The sequence below is a fragment of the Armatimonadia bacterium genome, assembly GCA_039679385.1.
Classification (GTDB): Bacteria; Armatimonadota; Zipacnadia; order Zipacnadales; family JABUFB01; genus JAJFTQ01.
Window position 1 is genome coordinate 53888 of record JBDKVB010000048.1, and the last position, 13669, is coordinate 67556.

At 64.5% G+C, this 13669-nt stretch carries 14 protein-coding genes; 2 read left to right on the forward strand and 12 right to left on the reverse strand.

Features of this window, described 5'->3' with window-relative positions:
- Nucleotides 1-519: 519 nt before the first annotated feature.
- Nucleotides 520-975 carry a Fe-S cluster assembly scaffold protein NifU gene (gene nifU / locus ABFE16_04550; GenBank protein ID MEN6344551.1) on the reverse strand — a complete coding sequence of 152 codons (456 nt, stop codon included), beginning with the start codon at nucleotides 973-975 and terminating at the stop codon, nucleotides 520-522.
- An 86-nt stretch (nucleotides 976-1061) separates the two neighbouring features.
- Entirely contained in the window at nucleotides 1062-1991 is a 930-nt protein-coding gene (locus ABFE16_04555) for a sugar phosphate isomerase/epimerase family protein (protein ID MEN6344552.1), read from the reverse strand.
- A gap of 181 nt (nucleotides 1992-2172) precedes the next feature.
- On the opposite strand from ABFE16_04555, the gene ABFE16_04560 reads away from it, so the two are divergent.
- Nucleotides 2173-3279 (forward strand): hypothetical protein, encoded by a 1107-nt coding sequence (locus ABFE16_04560; protein ID MEN6344553.1) that lies wholly within the window; start codon nucleotides 2173-2175, stop codon nucleotides 3277-3279.
- Between the two features lie 105 nt (nucleotides 3280-3384).
- Nucleotides 3385-4458, forward strand: coding sequence for a Gfo/Idh/MocA family oxidoreductase (locus ABFE16_04565; protein ID MEN6344554.1), 1074 nt, complete (start codon nucleotides 3385-3387; stop codon nucleotides 4456-4458).
- Between the two features lie 125 nt (nucleotides 4459-4583).
- Here ABFE16_04565 and guaB read toward each other — a convergent pair whose 3' ends face one another.
- The 10 genes from guaB to ABFE16_04615 form a co-directional block, all read right to left on the reverse strand.
- Nucleotides 4584-6056, reverse strand: coding sequence for an IMP dehydrogenase (guaB, locus tag ABFE16_04570; protein MEN6344555.1), 1473 nt, complete (start codon nucleotides 6054-6056; stop codon nucleotides 4584-4586).
- A gap of 151 nt (nucleotides 6057-6207) precedes the next feature.
- Nucleotides 6208-7101 (reverse strand): glucose-6-phosphate isomerase family protein, encoded by an 894-nt coding sequence (locus ABFE16_04575; protein ID MEN6344556.1) that lies wholly within the window; start codon nucleotides 7099-7101, stop codon nucleotides 6208-6210.
- A 45-nt stretch (nucleotides 7102-7146) separates the two neighbouring features.
- Nucleotides 7147-8097 (reverse strand): ROK family protein, encoded by a 951-nt coding sequence (locus tag ABFE16_04580; GenBank protein ID MEN6344557.1) that lies wholly within the window; start codon nucleotides 8095-8097, stop codon nucleotides 7147-7149.
- Complete coding sequence (locus ABFE16_04585; GenBank protein ID MEN6344558.1) at nucleotides 8097-8681, reverse strand: D-sedoheptulose 7-phosphate isomerase; 585 nt, start codon at nucleotides 8679-8681, stop codon at nucleotides 8097-8099. The genes ABFE16_04580 and ABFE16_04585 overlap by 1 nt, the downstream gene beginning before the upstream one ends.
- Nucleotides 8682-8711: 30 nt before the next feature.
- Complete coding sequence (locus ABFE16_04590) at nucleotides 8712-9446, reverse strand: CAP domain-containing protein (GenBank protein MEN6344559.1); 735 nt, start codon at nucleotides 9444-9446, stop codon at nucleotides 8712-8714.
- 28 nt (nucleotides 9447-9474) lie between these two features.
- On the reverse strand, nucleotides 9475-10263 hold the full coding sequence (locus ABFE16_04595; protein MEN6344560.1) for an acyl-CoA dehydratase activase: 789 nt from the start codon (nucleotides 10261-10263) through the stop codon (nucleotides 9475-9477).
- Nucleotides 10260-11771 carry an ArsB/NhaD family transporter gene (locus ABFE16_04600; GenBank protein ID MEN6344561.1) on the reverse strand — a complete coding sequence of 504 codons (1512 nt, stop codon included), beginning with the start codon at nucleotides 11769-11771 and terminating at the stop codon, nucleotides 10260-10262. Before ABFE16_04600 ends, ABFE16_04595 begins: the two co-directional genes overlap by 4 nt.
- Nucleotides 11772-11774: 3 nt before the next feature.
- A complete protein-coding gene (locus ABFE16_04605) occupies nucleotides 11775-12254 on the reverse strand; it encodes a CBS domain-containing protein (protein MEN6344562.1) in 480 nt (159 codons plus the stop codon).
- 157 nt (nucleotides 12255-12411) lie between these two features.
- Nucleotides 12412-12795, reverse strand: coding sequence for an MTH938/NDUFAF3 family protein (locus ABFE16_04610; GenBank protein ID MEN6344563.1), 384 nt, complete (start codon nucleotides 12793-12795; stop codon nucleotides 12412-12414).
- 42 nt (nucleotides 12796-12837) lie between these two features.
- On the reverse strand, nucleotides 12838-13669 hold an 832-nt coding region (locus tag ABFE16_04615; protein MEN6344564.1), incomplete at its 5' end, for a hypothetical protein.

Below are 13669 nucleotides of genomic sequence, written 5' to 3' on the forward strand. Positions count from 1 at the left end.
TCTGAAGACTCGTTCGGTCTGGTACCAGCACCAGAGCCCACACGGGCCGTCGTGACGCATCAAGGTGGCGCTCCTGACCCAAGCAGCTTTGGTTACGTCGCGCCCAGTTCGGCCGGGCTCGGTCCTGGTTCTTCTGCAAGGGTCCTGGTACGCGCCGGACGTCCCGTCCATGACCACTTGAGCGCTTCGGGGCCTTCGTCGGCCCACCCCACTGACAGAACGGGCGCTTGACCACGCCTCCTGGGGTCACGGTGCCTTTCTCGGCCCTGGGTTCGGGCCCTACGGGAGCTCCCCGCAGTCTTTCTCAAGGCCATTGACCAGCACTCAAGACCTTCCTCGACCTTGATGAAGGCTCAAGGCGTCTTGATATCTGCTCACGCCTCAATTCTACCCTACATTATGGTGGTCATGTAGATATGGCCGTTGCGTCACAACTGATGCAGCAAAAGGGGCGGCAACGCCGTACTGCCGTTGCCGCCCCTTAGTTCTCTGGGCCGGGATAGGGGGTGCTCTCCCCTACTAGATCTCGTCGGGCCAACCGTGCGGATCCAGCTTCTCAAGCCGCGCAGCCTTCTCCAACAGCCCTGGCGGCGGCGTGTGCTCGGGATGCCGCTTGAAGTAGTCGATCATGGCTGCCGCGATGCCCTGTTCAGCCAACACCGAGCAGTGCATCTTGACCGGCGGCAGCCCTCCGAGGGCCTCCACGACGGTCTTGTTGCTGACTCGCAGGGCCTCGTCAAGGGTCTTGCCCTTCACGAGCTCAGTGATCATCGAACTGGTCGCAATCGCTGCGCCGCAGCCGAAGGTTTTGAACTTGATGTCCGTTATGGTCTGGGTTCCCGGGTCGATCTTCAGCGTCAGGCGCATCATGTCCCCACACTTGGGGTTACCGACGTCGCCCACGCCGTCCGGGTCCTCGATCTCGCCCATGTTGCGCGGATTCTGGAAGTGCTCCATGACCTTTTCTGAATACATGCCGATCACCTCTGGTGGTGCGTAACCTGACTATATGATAACGGGAACCGGCTGTCAACCGTCTTGGTGGCCCGCGGCGGCAGGCTCTAGGACGACCGAGTCTCCGGCCACCACTTGCGGCAGACCCTCTCGATCCACTCGAGCCCCGCACGCGTGACCTCGCGGTCTACATCCAGTGAGAAGTACACCTCGAAGGTCACCAGCGCCTCGGGATTCGTCGCGAGAACCGCCCCAAGGACGCGCTCCAGGTCGATCCAGCCGGCCTCTGCGTCGTGGTCCGGGTGCGCTGGGTACTTCCGCAGCCGCCCCTCCTCACGTAGCGTCGCGAAATCGAAGTCTGAGGCCACCTGGTTGTTGTACACATGCAGGGAGCCGATGCGTGGTGCCAAAGCCCTGGCGAACTCCTCGACCTCGAACCCGTACTTCGCCCCATCGAAGGCGGCATGGCCCACATCGAGGCAGATGCTCGTCAGGTCGGCCGGCAGGGCCTCCATCAGGGCCCTATAGTGCTCAGGCCGGCACAGAAGCGGCTGCCCCATCATGTTCTCGAAGTGAAGCGGCACCCCGACCTGCCTGGCTACCTCGACCAGCCGCAATGCGCCCTCGGTCGCCACCTCAAGAGCCCGCTGCTCGGTCCATCCCGGCGGCACAGGCTCATCCAGGACACCGACAGCCCGCTGCAGGTGCACAACCAGGTGTCGTGCGCCTAGCTCCGCGGCCTGAACAAGTTCGCGCTCCATCAGCGCCAGCGACCGTTGGCGTCGCTCCTCATCGGTGTCAAAGACCGAGGCATGCAGGGGGTAGTCATCCAGGCCGCAGTCGCGGAACAGTGGGCAGTGAACGCTGATCTCCGCACCCATTCGCTTCAGCGCCTCGCGGGTCGCCTGCTCCTCCTCGCGGTGCAGGATGACCAACTCGATCCGCTGGAGCCCGTAGCTCTCGATGCGGAGGAGGTGCTCAAGTCTGGCGGAGACCATTCCGATGCGGCGGTCCAGTTTGTGCTCTGCTTGCGTCATGTTCATCCGATCCATGTATGCTCACGGGGTGTCAGACCCACAACCCGAGGAGGTCAGAGCCCACAGCGTGAAGGTGAGCTGCATGACCTTGGCGAATTCACCGCCTGTTGCTTTACCTCCTCCCCCTTCTGAAGGGGCTGGGAGGCATTCATCCTGGCTCACTTCGGGAGCAGAACCCGCCATGACCACATCGACCCGACGTGTACTGCCGCTGGCGTGCTTGCTCATCCTCCCGGTCTTGGCAAGCGCCGGGGAACCGGCACACCTCGCTGCCACTCAGCTACCTTCCGGGCCCGTCCTCTGCCTGCCGGTGAGCGGTGACGCCCTCTTGCACCAGCGTCTGGACCTCGATCTAGCTGCCGGAGCCAACATTCTTGCCTATCCCTTCGGCCGTCTCGAGGTGGCCCTTGATGCCCTCGAGGTGCAGCCCGTATCGCCCGCGACGGGCCTGACTCTCTCCGAGGTGTCCCTTGCTCCGGATGCCCGTGATACGGCAGTCTGGCAACTCACGGCCGACAAGGCCTGCCATGCCACGCTCCAGCTTCGCCATCCGCTCAAGGGCCTTGAATGGCGCCTTGAGTACGCGGTCACCTTCAGCCGCGACGCCCGGACCTGCTCTGTGGCCGCGAACCTCGTGGTCACCAACCGCAGCAAGCTGGTCTTCGACAACGTCGTGCTCCGCCTGCCCGGGGGCCAGCAACTCCAGACGGCGCTGGCCCAGAACGAGACCTTCCAGAAGCAGCTCTTCGTGGCCGAGAAGGTCGCCTGCGAGCCCATGACCGTCTACGACACGGCGCGCTATGGTGCCGCTGTCGCTGCCGTCGTGCGTCTGCCGCGCACCGGTGACGATCCCTTCAGCGCCGGGCTGCTGACGGCGGGCAAGGTGCGCTTCTACTCCGGCGACGACACCCATTCGTACTTGGGCGAGGACAACCTGCCTCTGGTCGCACCCCATGAGCGCGTGGACCTCAAGGTCGGGGTCGTGCCCGAGATCACCGCAACGCGCAAGGTCGCGAAGACCTCCCAGCTCGATGTGAAGACCGATATCCGCGACAAGCTCGCCCTCTACAACCAGGAGGACGACATCGAGGTGGAGCTTCGCAATCAGCGCAAGACCCCGGTCTCACTGATCCTGCGCGACAAGCTGGATGGTGACTGGAGCCTCCTGCGCCCGTCGGTTCCCGGGACGCGCCTTGATGCCGATGTGGTTGAGTTCGCCATCAGCCTGGAGCCCGGTGAGGTCCGCAAAGTCACCTACACGGTTCGCCGAGCGAACCAGCAGCCTTAGCAACCAGCAACTCGTGGCAACCCAGCAGAGACGGGCTCAGCGTCGGTTACCCCTGGCGCCCGCTCGCTTGCGCTCTTGCCGCCAGTCAAACCTTGGAGGGTATCTATGTCCGCTGTACGTGTTGGTTTCGTTGGCGCTGGGATGATGGCCCAGGTCGCCCACATCCCAGGCTTCCAGCAAGCTTCGGGGAGCGAGGTCGTCGCTATCGCCTCAACGCGCCCGCAGCTCCTGGCCCAAGTCGCAGACCGCTTCGCAATCCCGCGGCGTTACGAGTCGCATCGGGAACTTGCCGCAGACCCTGACATCGATCTTGCCGCCGTGATCGCGCCCCCGGAGCTGAACGTCGCCTACTGTCTTGACCTACTTGAGGCCGGCAAGCACGTGTTCTGTGAGAAGCCCGTCGCCCTGTGCGTAGCGGATGCGCAGCGCCTCGCGGACGCAGCCAAGGCCAATGGCCGACAGTTGATGGTCGGGTTCATGAAGCGCAGCGATGCCGGCGTCCAGGCTGCCAAGGCCCTCGTGGACCAGTGGCTCGAGACCGGCGAAGCGGGCAAGTTCATCTATGCTCGCGCCCACTCCTTCACCGGCGGAGACTGGCTGGGGAACATCGCCAGCCTCCTCCCCACTCTCAAGACCGACGAACCGACGACCCCGAAGCAGCGCACCAAGGGGCCCGACTGGCTGCCGGAGCGCTACGGCAAGGAACCCCTGACCTTCGCCAGCGCCTACTACGCCTTCAACCACGTCCACAGCCACGACATGGACCTGCTGAACCACTTCCTGGGCAGTGACTTTGAGGTCGTCTACGCCGACTGGAGCCGACCCGCCCGTCTCGCCCTCTTTGACTTCGCGGGCAAGCAGGCAACCCTGGAGATCGGCGGCCCCATGCCCAACAACCGCTGGGACGAGGAGATCAAGCTCTACTTCGAGCATGGCTGGGTGAACGTCCAGCTTCCACCGCCGATGCTCATCAACGTTCCCGCCACGGTGGAGGTCTACCGAATGACCGGCCAGCAGGAGCTTGCCGACGTGCGCGCTCCCTACAGCTGGTCCTTCCTGCGCCAGGCCCAGAACGCGGTGGACGTGGTCGCCGGAGACGCTGAGCCGATCTGCACGATTGAGGACGGCGTAGCCCAACTGCGCATGACCGAGGCCATCTTCCGCGCCTTGCCCGCCTGAGCTCCCACCGTCAGCACTGAGTATGAGAAAGGGGCACAGGTCCTTGCGACCGGTGCCCCTTTCGCGCTATCTGTGTCCGCCTCTCCAGGCCGGCTCCCGCCCCAGGCTTTCGTGCCTCTGCGTGCCTACTCGAAGTCCTGGATCTGGTAGTTCGGAGCCTCTTCCGTGACGATGATATCGTGCGGGTGGCTCTCGCGCAGACCGGCAGCGGTGATCTGGTAGAACTCGGTCTCGGTCTTGAGGCCTTCGATGCTGCGCACGCCGCAGTATCCCATGCCGGAGCGTAGGCCGCCCACAAGCTGCAGCACGACCCCTGACAGCCGGCCCTTGTAGGCGACACGACCCTCGAGGCCCTCGGGGACCAGTTTCTCGTCCTCCACGTTCTCCTGCATGTACCGGTCGCGGGCGCTCTTGCGCTCCTTCATGGCTCCGAGCGAGCCCATGCCGCGATACACCTTGTAGGTGCGACTACGGTACAGGACCGTCTCGCCGGGGCTCTCCTCGGTGCCCGCGAACAAGGCGCCGATCATCACGCAGTCGGCTCCGGCAGCGATGGCCTTGGCGATGTCGCCGGAGAACTTGATCCCGCCGTCAGCAACGATGGGGATATCGTACTCACGCGCGACCTCAACGGCATCGGTGATGGCAGTGATCTGCGGCACACCCGAGCCCGACACCACACGGGTGGTGCAACTGGCCCCAGGCCCAAGCCCGACCTTCACCGCATCGGCGCCCGCCTTGATGAGGTCTCGGCAACCCTCGGCCGTGGCGATGTTGCCGCCAATGATCGGGATGTGCGGGTACTTCTCCTTCAGCCGCGTCACCATGTTGAGAACGTTCATCGAGTGACCGTGGGCCGCGTCGACCACGAAGGCGTCGACGCCGCGGTCGGCCAGGGCCGCCGCTCGTGCCGGGCCTTCCGCACTGGTTCCTACCGCAGCCGCGACCCGCAGGCGGCCCAGTTCGTCCTTGCAGGCATCCGGAAACTGGGCGACCTTCTCGATGTCCTTGATCGTGATGAGGCCCCTGAGCATGAAGTTCTCATCGACGACCGGCAGCTTCTCGATCCGGTGCTGGTGGAGGATCGCCTTGGCTTCCTCCAGCGTGGTGCCCTCTCCGGCCGTCACGAGCCCTTCGACGGTCATGGCCTCGCGTACCGGCTTCTCCATGTTCGTCTCGAAGCGCAGGTCGCGGTTGGTGAGGATGCCGACGAGCTTCCCGTCCTGGGTGATCGGGAGGCCGGAGATCTTGTACTTGGCCATCAGGGCCTCGGCCTCGCCCACCTTGGCGTCGGGGCTCACGGTTACCGGGTCGACGATCATCCCGCTCTCAGACCGCTTCACCCGGTCCACCTCTAGAGCCTGCTGCTCGATGGACAGGTTCTTGTGGATGACGCCGATGCCCCCTTCGCGAGCCAGCGCGATGGCCAAAGCAGACTCCGTGACCGTATCCATAGCCGCGCTCACCAGGGGGATATTCAGGCGGATGGTCTTGGTGAGTCGCGTGTGCACATCCACCTGGGTCGGCACCACGTCTGACTTTCGCGGGGCCAACAGCACATCGTCGAAGCTCAGCGCAAGCCTTGGAGCCTTGCTCATCTGGCGTCACCTCTCGGCAGTAGTAGCCCGCCACCCTTCGGCGGACCCCCGTTCCTCACTCACATGTGTCGTACAAAGCGCGAACGCCCTCAGCTCGAAGGCGTTAGCCTGAGGGTCGTGTTTTGCCTACCTGCACAGCAGCGCTGCTCGTTCAGCGGCGGCCGAACTTGCGATCGAAGTCAGCGATGTGCTGTGCCTTCCAGGCCTCATCCTCGGGGTCATCAAAGGCGATGCCCTTCCAGATCAGCTCAGTGTAGTCCTGCGGACGCTTGAGCAGCGCCAGCAGTTCGGGCGTCTTGCCCACATGGTACAACCCCTCGCCCTTCACGAGCCCAAGCTCCGGAACCTCGGCGCACCGTGCGACTCGCAGCTTCGGCACCGCACCGCCGTACCGGGGGTTCTTCACCCAGCCGCGATCCAGCGTGTTGTACCAGGCGAAGCCCTGGCAGCGCTCGCAGCCACCGTAGACCGAGCTGAAGTCGCTGCAGACCCAGTTCGTCGTGATCAGGGCACGGTCCGGGTCAGGGTTCAGCGTCACATGCCCGAAGTCCGCCGGCATGATGGCCTTCTCGCCTTGTTCGCAGATCAGGGCGATGCAGTTGAGTACCTGCGCCTCGTCCGGCCCGGCGTCGATGTCGGTTACTTCCTGCATCAGGAAGATGGCGGTGCCGTAGGCTACCTCGTAGATCTCCGGGTAGCTGGGTCCGCCCTTCCAGATGGCCGGATGGTAGTGACCCGAGGTCTTCATCAGCTCCTGGCCGAACCGGTGCTGCCGGAACAGGCTTAGGTCATAGCGCAGGCTGTGCTGGTTGAGCAGGTGCTCGTCGCCCTGCAGTCCCAGGTTGCGGAACATCCAGTAGACGATCTCCTGCTCCTGGCCCTTCACGCACTCCGGGTCTTCCAGGATCGGCGCCAGCTTCTCGAAGGTACGCACCGAGTATTCCGGCCGCCGGAACTTCCCGGCCTCACCGTCCACAAAGCAAATCCGCAGCACCTCAGGGTCCACGTAGACGTTGAGACCACTGTCATGAACCAATTCCATCATGGTCTGGCACCTGCTCTTGCGTTGTTGGCCGCAGGAGGAAAACGCTTAACTCAGCGGCTGCTGCAAACAGACGGCGGCGGCTCCGATGACCCCCGCATTATAACCCAGATGTGCCGCCACAACCTCGGTCTCTTGGGCAGGAACGTCCATGGCGTAAGCACGGAAGGCAGCTCTGACCGGCCCAAGATAGACGTTACCCAACTCCGGAACACCCCCCCCCAGGACGATGATTCCGGGATCAAGGAGGTCCGCCGCCAGCGCCAACGCGAAGCCCATGCGCTCCGCAGATCGCTCAATCACCCCAAGCGCATCGGCATCGCCCGACTGCGCCAGCTCTCCGACCTTGCGCCCGGTCAGCTCCTGCGCCTCGTACTGCTCGAAGCCCCGACCCTGCTCCCGCAGTCCGCAAGCCGCCAGGCCGATCGCATCACCGGAGCAGAAGGCCTCCACGCATCCGCGCTTGTCACAGGTGCAGGGCGGCCCGGAGGGATCGATCACCATATGGCCGAACTCGCCCGCGTTGCTGTGGGCCCCGTGAAGCACCGCCCCGTTGGTGATCACTGCGCCACCGACACCGGTTCCGATGTTCACATACAGGACTTCGCTGTGCCCGCGGCCGGCCCCGAAAACGGCCTCACCCAATCCACCCGCATTCGCGTCGTTCTCGATGCGGACCGGGATGCCGAAGCGCCGTCCGAGCACCTCGCCGAGACGGATACCCTCCCAGCCCGGAGCGTGATGCGACATCCGGGTCTCCTGCCGGCCGTAGTCCACCGGCCCGCCAAAGCCGACACCGATACCCAACACAGGTACCTCGCCCGCGATCTTCAGGACCCGCTCGATCATGCTGCACAGCGTCTCGATGGTCGCCGGGCCACCGGCTTCGCGAGGCGTCGCTTCGCGTTCCAGGTGACCAAGCTCGCCCCCTTCGGAAACCAGCCCGACCGAGAGGCGAGTGTTGCCGACATCGATGCCTACTACCCAGCGCCGGCCCATTACTGGGCACTTCCCCTGGCGACCAGCTCGTCCTCCACCAGGCCGCACAGGATGTGGCCCAGCGTGATGTGGACCTCCTGGATCCGCGCTGTCACAGTGCAGGGGACCTTCAGGCACAAGTCACAGAGCCGCCCGAGCTCTCCCCCCTCCTTGCCGGTGAACCCGAGCGTTTTGGCACCCAGGGACTTCGCCTGCTCCACAGCACGCGCGCAATCGTCGGCGTTCCCGCTCGTGCTGAAGGCGACGAGAACATCGCCCTCCCGCAGGAGACCCTCGACCTGTCGCGAGAACACCTGATCAAAGCCGTAGTCGTTGCCGATGGCCGTCAGGATCGAGGTGTCGGTCGTCAGCGCCAGGGCCCGATACGCCGGGCGCTCCTTGCGGAACCGACCTACCAGCTCGCCGGACAGGTGCTGAGCATCGGCGGCACTTCCGCCGTTCCCACAGAAGGCTACCGTGCCTCCGTCCGCCAAGCACTTCACCAGCATCTGGGCCGCCTCGGCGACTGGCTCAGCCATCTCCTCGGCCACTTTAAGCTTGAGCTCCGCACTCTCGCGCAAGGTCTGACGGATCTCGTCCAGCATCCTGCAGTGCTCCTTCCGACCCGCGTCGGCTCAGTAAGTGGCGAAGAACTCGGTCGCCCAGTAGTCGCCCTTTTCGTTCACAGCAATCCCTACACCCAGCTTCTCCAGCTCTGGACTGAGCAGGTTTGCCTTGTGCCCCGGACTGCACATCCAGTCCCCGTGCGTCCGCTTCGCGTTCGGCAGCGTCAGGCTGTACATGCCTTCTGCGTAGCGCTGGGCGATGTTCTCGGCGATCGCCCAGGCCCCCGTCGGCGTCACGACACGTCGGAACCTGTCGTTGATGGTCTTGAGCCCCTCGGTCGGGGACTCGTGCGAGAAGTACTTCAGGTCTCGCATCTCGTCACTATGCTGTCGTGCGATCCGCGCGAGAACCGGGTCCGAAAGCAGTGGACGCAGCTTCTGCTCCAGTCGGTCGCGGTTGGCCAACATCACCAGCAGCGACTCCGTCTGCACCAGAAGTTCCCGCGTCCGCAGGGAGCTCTCTGAGGCGTTGATCGCCGGCGCCGGGAAGGACGCCCGCTGCGCCGCCCAGTAGTGGTCCAGCGCTTTGTCGACGTCTCCGGCGGTCTGATAGGCCACCGCCAGGAGAGGCTGTGCCGCCGTGTAGGTCGGGCAGAGCGCCAGGGCTTCCTCCAGGAGCGCAATTGCCTTGGACGTCTGGCCTGCCGCATACTGGCTGCGGGCCTGCTGGGTGAGTTCCCGGGCGCGGTCTGTGGCGTCGTCAGCCCAGGCACCCGCTACGACGATCAGGGCGAGGAGACTCATCAGGCCGACCGGTATTCGCCGTCGGTTCCTAACCACCGATATCCGCCCTCTCACATGCGAGGATAGCAGCACCGATTGCTCCGACCATCTGCGGCTGTTCCGACCGTTTCAACTCAACCGGCAGCGCAGTCTGCAGGGCCTCAAAGACGCCGTCGTTGAGGGCTACCCCACCCGTCAGGAGCACCAGCGGACGCATCCCGACCTGCACCCCGAGCGCCGCCACACGACTGGCAACTGCGGCGCAAAGACCTGCCGCGATGTCCGCCCGCGGGACTCCTGCAGCGATCAGCCCCACGACCTCGGACTCGGCGAATACCGTACACACGCTGCTCAAGGACGCCGGGGACTGCGAGCTCAGTGCCAGTTGCCCCAGGTCCGCCAACTCCACACCGAGGGCCTCGGCCATCACCTGCAGGAACCTCCCCGTCCCCGCTGCACAGCGGTCGTTCAGAGCGAAGTCCTGCGGATAGCCTTCCTCGTCCACCGCGATGGCTTTGCAGTCCTGTCCACCAATGTCAAGTACCGTGCGCGTCCCGGGAACCAGGAAGTGCGCTCCTCGGGCGTGGCAGGAGATCTCGGTCACGGTCTCGTCGGCGAAGGGCAAGGCAACCCGTCCGTAGCCCGTCCCGACCACCCTCACCAGGTCCTCGCGACGCACGCCCGCGCTCTGCATCGCTGCCGTCAAGGCAGCCTCACCGGCCTCACGAGGGCTCCAGCCTGTAAGCTGCCATGCAGCGCCAAGGACCCGCCCAGGCTCCGAATCGTACACCGCCGCCTTCGCGGTGATCGATCCCACGTCCACTCCCGCACAGATCACCTCAGGAACCTCCACCACAGATAGAAGCTGCACAGAACCATCGTCTGCAGCGTCAAGGGAATGCCGTACTTGCAGAAACGCGCGAAGCTGATGGGATGCTTCGAACGCTCGGAAATCCCGGCCACTACCACGTTCGCCGAGGCGCCGACCAGCGTGAAGTTGCCTCCCAGACAGGCTCCCAGTGACAGGGCCCACCACAGAGGCAGGATATCCGGCGCGTGCGCAATCTGGTAGAAGTCCGCATTGGCGGCGTCCGGGTGCAGGCTCACCGCCATGCCGTGGATCACCGCGTTCATCGTCGCCACGAAGGGGATGTTGTCAATCACACCCGAAGCGATCGCTGAGAACCACAGCACGCCCATGGTCAACGCAAAGCGCTGAGGATCGGTCAGACCTCCCGTGACCTCTCCCCCACAAGCCATGTAGATGATGCCCTGCCCGATCATCTTGACCACGCCGACCTTGACCAGGGCGCTCACCATGATGAACAAGCCGACGAAGAAGAAGATCGTGGGCCACTCGACCTCGCGCAGGATCCCCTCCGGCTCTTCGCGGTGCAGTAGCAGAAGCGCCGCAGCACCGGCCAGCGCGATCGTCGCGGGTTCGAGGTGAAGCGCCCCGTGGAAGCCGAACCCCACCAGGACCAGCGCAATCACCGCCAGGCAGCGGGTGAGCAGCCGTGGATTGGTGATGGCGCGTGTCTCGTCGAACTCCATGACTCGGGCTCGGCGCTCAGCACTGACCTGAAGCCGTCTTCCCATCACAGCCCACACCGTCAGCAGGAAGACGACCATGCAGACGCCGATGATCGGTGCGTCGACCTTCAGGAAGTCGGTGAAGGTCAGGCGGGCCGACGAGCCGATCATGATGTTCGGCGGATCCCCGATGAGCGTCGCGGTACCCCCGATGTTGGAGGACAGTACCACCAGGATCAGTGCCGGAACCGGGTCCAGCCCCAGGCTCTCGAAGACCAGGAGCGTCACCGGAGCGATCAGCAGGACGGTCGTCACATTGTCGAGGCCGGCAGAGATCACGGCCGTGATGGCACATAGGAGCAGGATGATGAGAACCGGGCTGCCCTTGGCCAGCTTCGCGGCCTTAATCGCGATCCACTGGAACACACCCGTGTGGCGAGTGATGTTGACGATGACCATCATCCCGACCAGCAGGAAGATCGTGTTCCAGTCGATCCCCTCGACCTCTCCCTCACCGTGCAGAGCAGCCTTCTGGTCAATCAGGTGAAACAGGAGTACGACGGCGGCCCCGGCCAGGGCCACTTTCGTCTTGTGGATCTTGTCCGACGCGATCAGCGCGTAGGCCAGCAGGAAGATCGCCGAAGTCGAGGCTTGCTCCACGGACAGCCCGCGCTGCCGCATGAGCACATACGCCACCGCGGCGACAACAGGCGTCACCACAGCCCAGCCGACTGGTAACCTGAGTTTGCGCAGCACGACTGCAAGGCCCACGGCCAGGGCTGCTGCGAGAAGACTCTCTCCTGCGATGGTCAAGGCCTAGGCCTCCCCCTGCCCCAGGCACGAACTCAGCACGTACCGCAACAGATCACTGTAGTTGATGATTCCCACGTACCTGCCGGGCTTGTCCTCCTCCGCCCCACGTGCTACCACCGGGCAGGCGATCACATGCTCCTGGGCGATGACCCGCGCCACTTCCACCAGGGGGTCATCCTCAGACACGACCTCGTGAGCCTCGTTCCTGAGCGCCTGGGCAACGGTGATCGTCTGCAGGTCGCTGCCTTCGGCGGGGAAGTCGAAGGACGAAGGCAGGAAGCTGAGGTCAAGGCCGTCAACGTAGGTCGGGAGCGTTGCACGCAGGACGTCTGCCTCTGTCAGCAGGCCCACCAGGCCGCCGTTCCCGTCGACTACCGCGACCTCGGAGCACCCGGTGGAGAGCATGGTCTTGGCGGCATGGCACAGGGGATCCCCCGGCTTCAGGGTCGGCGCGTCTTTCCGCATGATGTCTCGCGCAACCATTGCCCTGCTCCTACCTGTGTCCGGTGTCCTCACGCGCGCCGGCCACCTGGCCACTAAGTAAGCAAAAGGCGGAGCCCATGAAAGCTCCGCCCTTTGGTTCGCACCGTATTATACCAGCCAGGCCCTTCGCGGTCAAACCGCCGGGGCAGTGATCTCCTCAGCAGGTGACATGCACCAGGATCGCCTTCGGGCCCTTCTTCTTGGCCCACAGCTTCACGGCCTCGGGCGTGGGCTGCACCTCCACACGGATTCCGCGACTCTCCAGGAAGCTCTCTGACTCGGGAGCAAGTCGCACGGCCCCGGCGTAGCCGCTTGCCACAATCAGCACCGCCGGGTCACCCTTGCAGACCTTCTCCAACTCTTCCGGACCGACGACGTGGGAGGTCCCGTACAGCTCCTTCACGGCCCGCTTCTTGCGGACCTTCACCTGACCACTGGCCCGAACGAAGAAGTCGCGTTCCCATCTCTCGCCGTCGAGAGAAACCGCACCAAACCCCAGGGCTTCCAGCTTCGGATAGGCCACCTCTTCCGTACTCGCCATCGCCATCGCCACCTCACCAGCCGCGATTCCTCGTCTGTGAGACTAGGGTCCCAGCATCCAGTTCAGCGTGCGGTCGAACAGCGGCATGAAGGGCAGGGCATCGGGCAGCTTGACCGTACTCGGGACCGCCTTGGTGCCGACCAGTAGCGTCTTGGCGTCCAGGACCACCACTCGCCCCTTCTCGAAGGACAGGACAGACAGGAAGGGCACCTTCCCGGCCTTCGCAACCACTTCCGCCTCGACCGACCACAACCCCAGACCGGCAGGAACGGAGGGCGGCGCATACAGCCCCTCCGTGATCGCATGCTTCATCAGCAGAGAGGGCGCCTGCGGACGGATGAAGGACGCGCTGAACCCGAACTCCCGCAGAAGCGTGTTGAAGTCGATGACCCGAACAGGATAGCCGGCGCTCGCATGGGCCAGGAACAGCACACGCCCTCCCAGCGCCACGTAGTTCGAGACCGCGATCCCCTCGGCGATGGAGAACCGGCGCGTCGAACCTATCACCAGCAAGGCCGGATGGCCGTCCAGAGCCGCTATCAGTGGGTTCGTCTCGACGCTTGTGTCCAGGTACCGAACCGGCAGGTTCACACGCGACAGGGCGGCATCGAGGTTACCGGCGATAAGGTCCCAGTTGTCGTCGCCGGCAAGCAGGTCCACGAGCGCTGCTCCGCCGAAGCCTGCCGTGGGCGCAGATCGCTCGCGCGCCAGCACTTTCTTCATGGGCCGTGCCCAGGTGTCCTCGATCGACTTCGGCGCCGGTCGTCTCGTGGTCTTCGGTGTCGCCGACTGCTGTGCAGGCTTTGGCTCAGGAGTGGGCTGGCCACCTGTCTGCGGGTGGCCGGGCTGAGGTCCCGTCTGAACCAGGCTCTGC

Excerpts from the sequence above, each read along its gene's own strand:
- ABFE16_04605 (MEN6344562.1), bottom strand. The coding sequence starts at position 12,254 with ATGGTTGCGCGAGACATCATGCGGAAAGACGCGCCGACCCTGAAGCCG.
- nifU (MEN6344551.1), bottom strand. The coding sequence starts at position 975 with ATGTATTCAGAAAAGGTCATGGAGCACTTCCAGAATCCGCGCAACATG.
- ABFE16_04555 (MEN6344552.1), bottom strand. The coding sequence starts at position 1,991 with ATGACGCAAGCAGAGCACAAACTGGACCGCCGCATCGGAATGGTCTCC.
- guaB (MEN6344555.1), bottom strand. The coding sequence starts at position 6,056 with ATGAGCAAGGCTCCAAGGCTTGCGCTGAGCTTCGACGATGTGCTGTTG.
- ABFE16_04565 (MEN6344554.1), top strand. The coding sequence starts at position 3,385 with ATGTCCGCTGTACGTGTTGGTTTCGTTGGCGCTGGGATGATGGCCCAG.
- ABFE16_04575 (MEN6344556.1), bottom strand. The coding sequence starts at position 7,101 with ATGATGGAATTGGTTCATGACAGTGGTCTCAACGTCTACGTGGACCCT.
- ABFE16_04560 (MEN6344553.1), top strand. The coding sequence starts at position 2,173 with ATGACCACATCGACCCGACGTGTACTGCCGCTGGCGTGCTTGCTCATC.
- ABFE16_04580 (MEN6344557.1), bottom strand. The coding sequence starts at position 8,097 with ATGGGCCGGCGCTGGGTAGTAGGCATCGATGTCGGCAACACTCGCCTC.
- ABFE16_04590 (MEN6344559.1), bottom strand. The coding sequence starts at position 9,446 with ATGAGTCTCCTCGCCCTGATCGTCGTAGCGGGTGCCTGGGCTGACGAC.
- ABFE16_04585 (MEN6344558.1), bottom strand. The coding sequence starts at position 8,681 with ATGCTGGACGAGATCCGTCAGACCTTGCGCGAGAGTGCGGAGCTCAAG.
- ABFE16_04610 (MEN6344563.1), bottom strand. The coding sequence starts at position 12,795 with ATGGCGAGTACGGAAGAGGTGGCCTATCCGAAGCTGGAAGCCCTGGGG.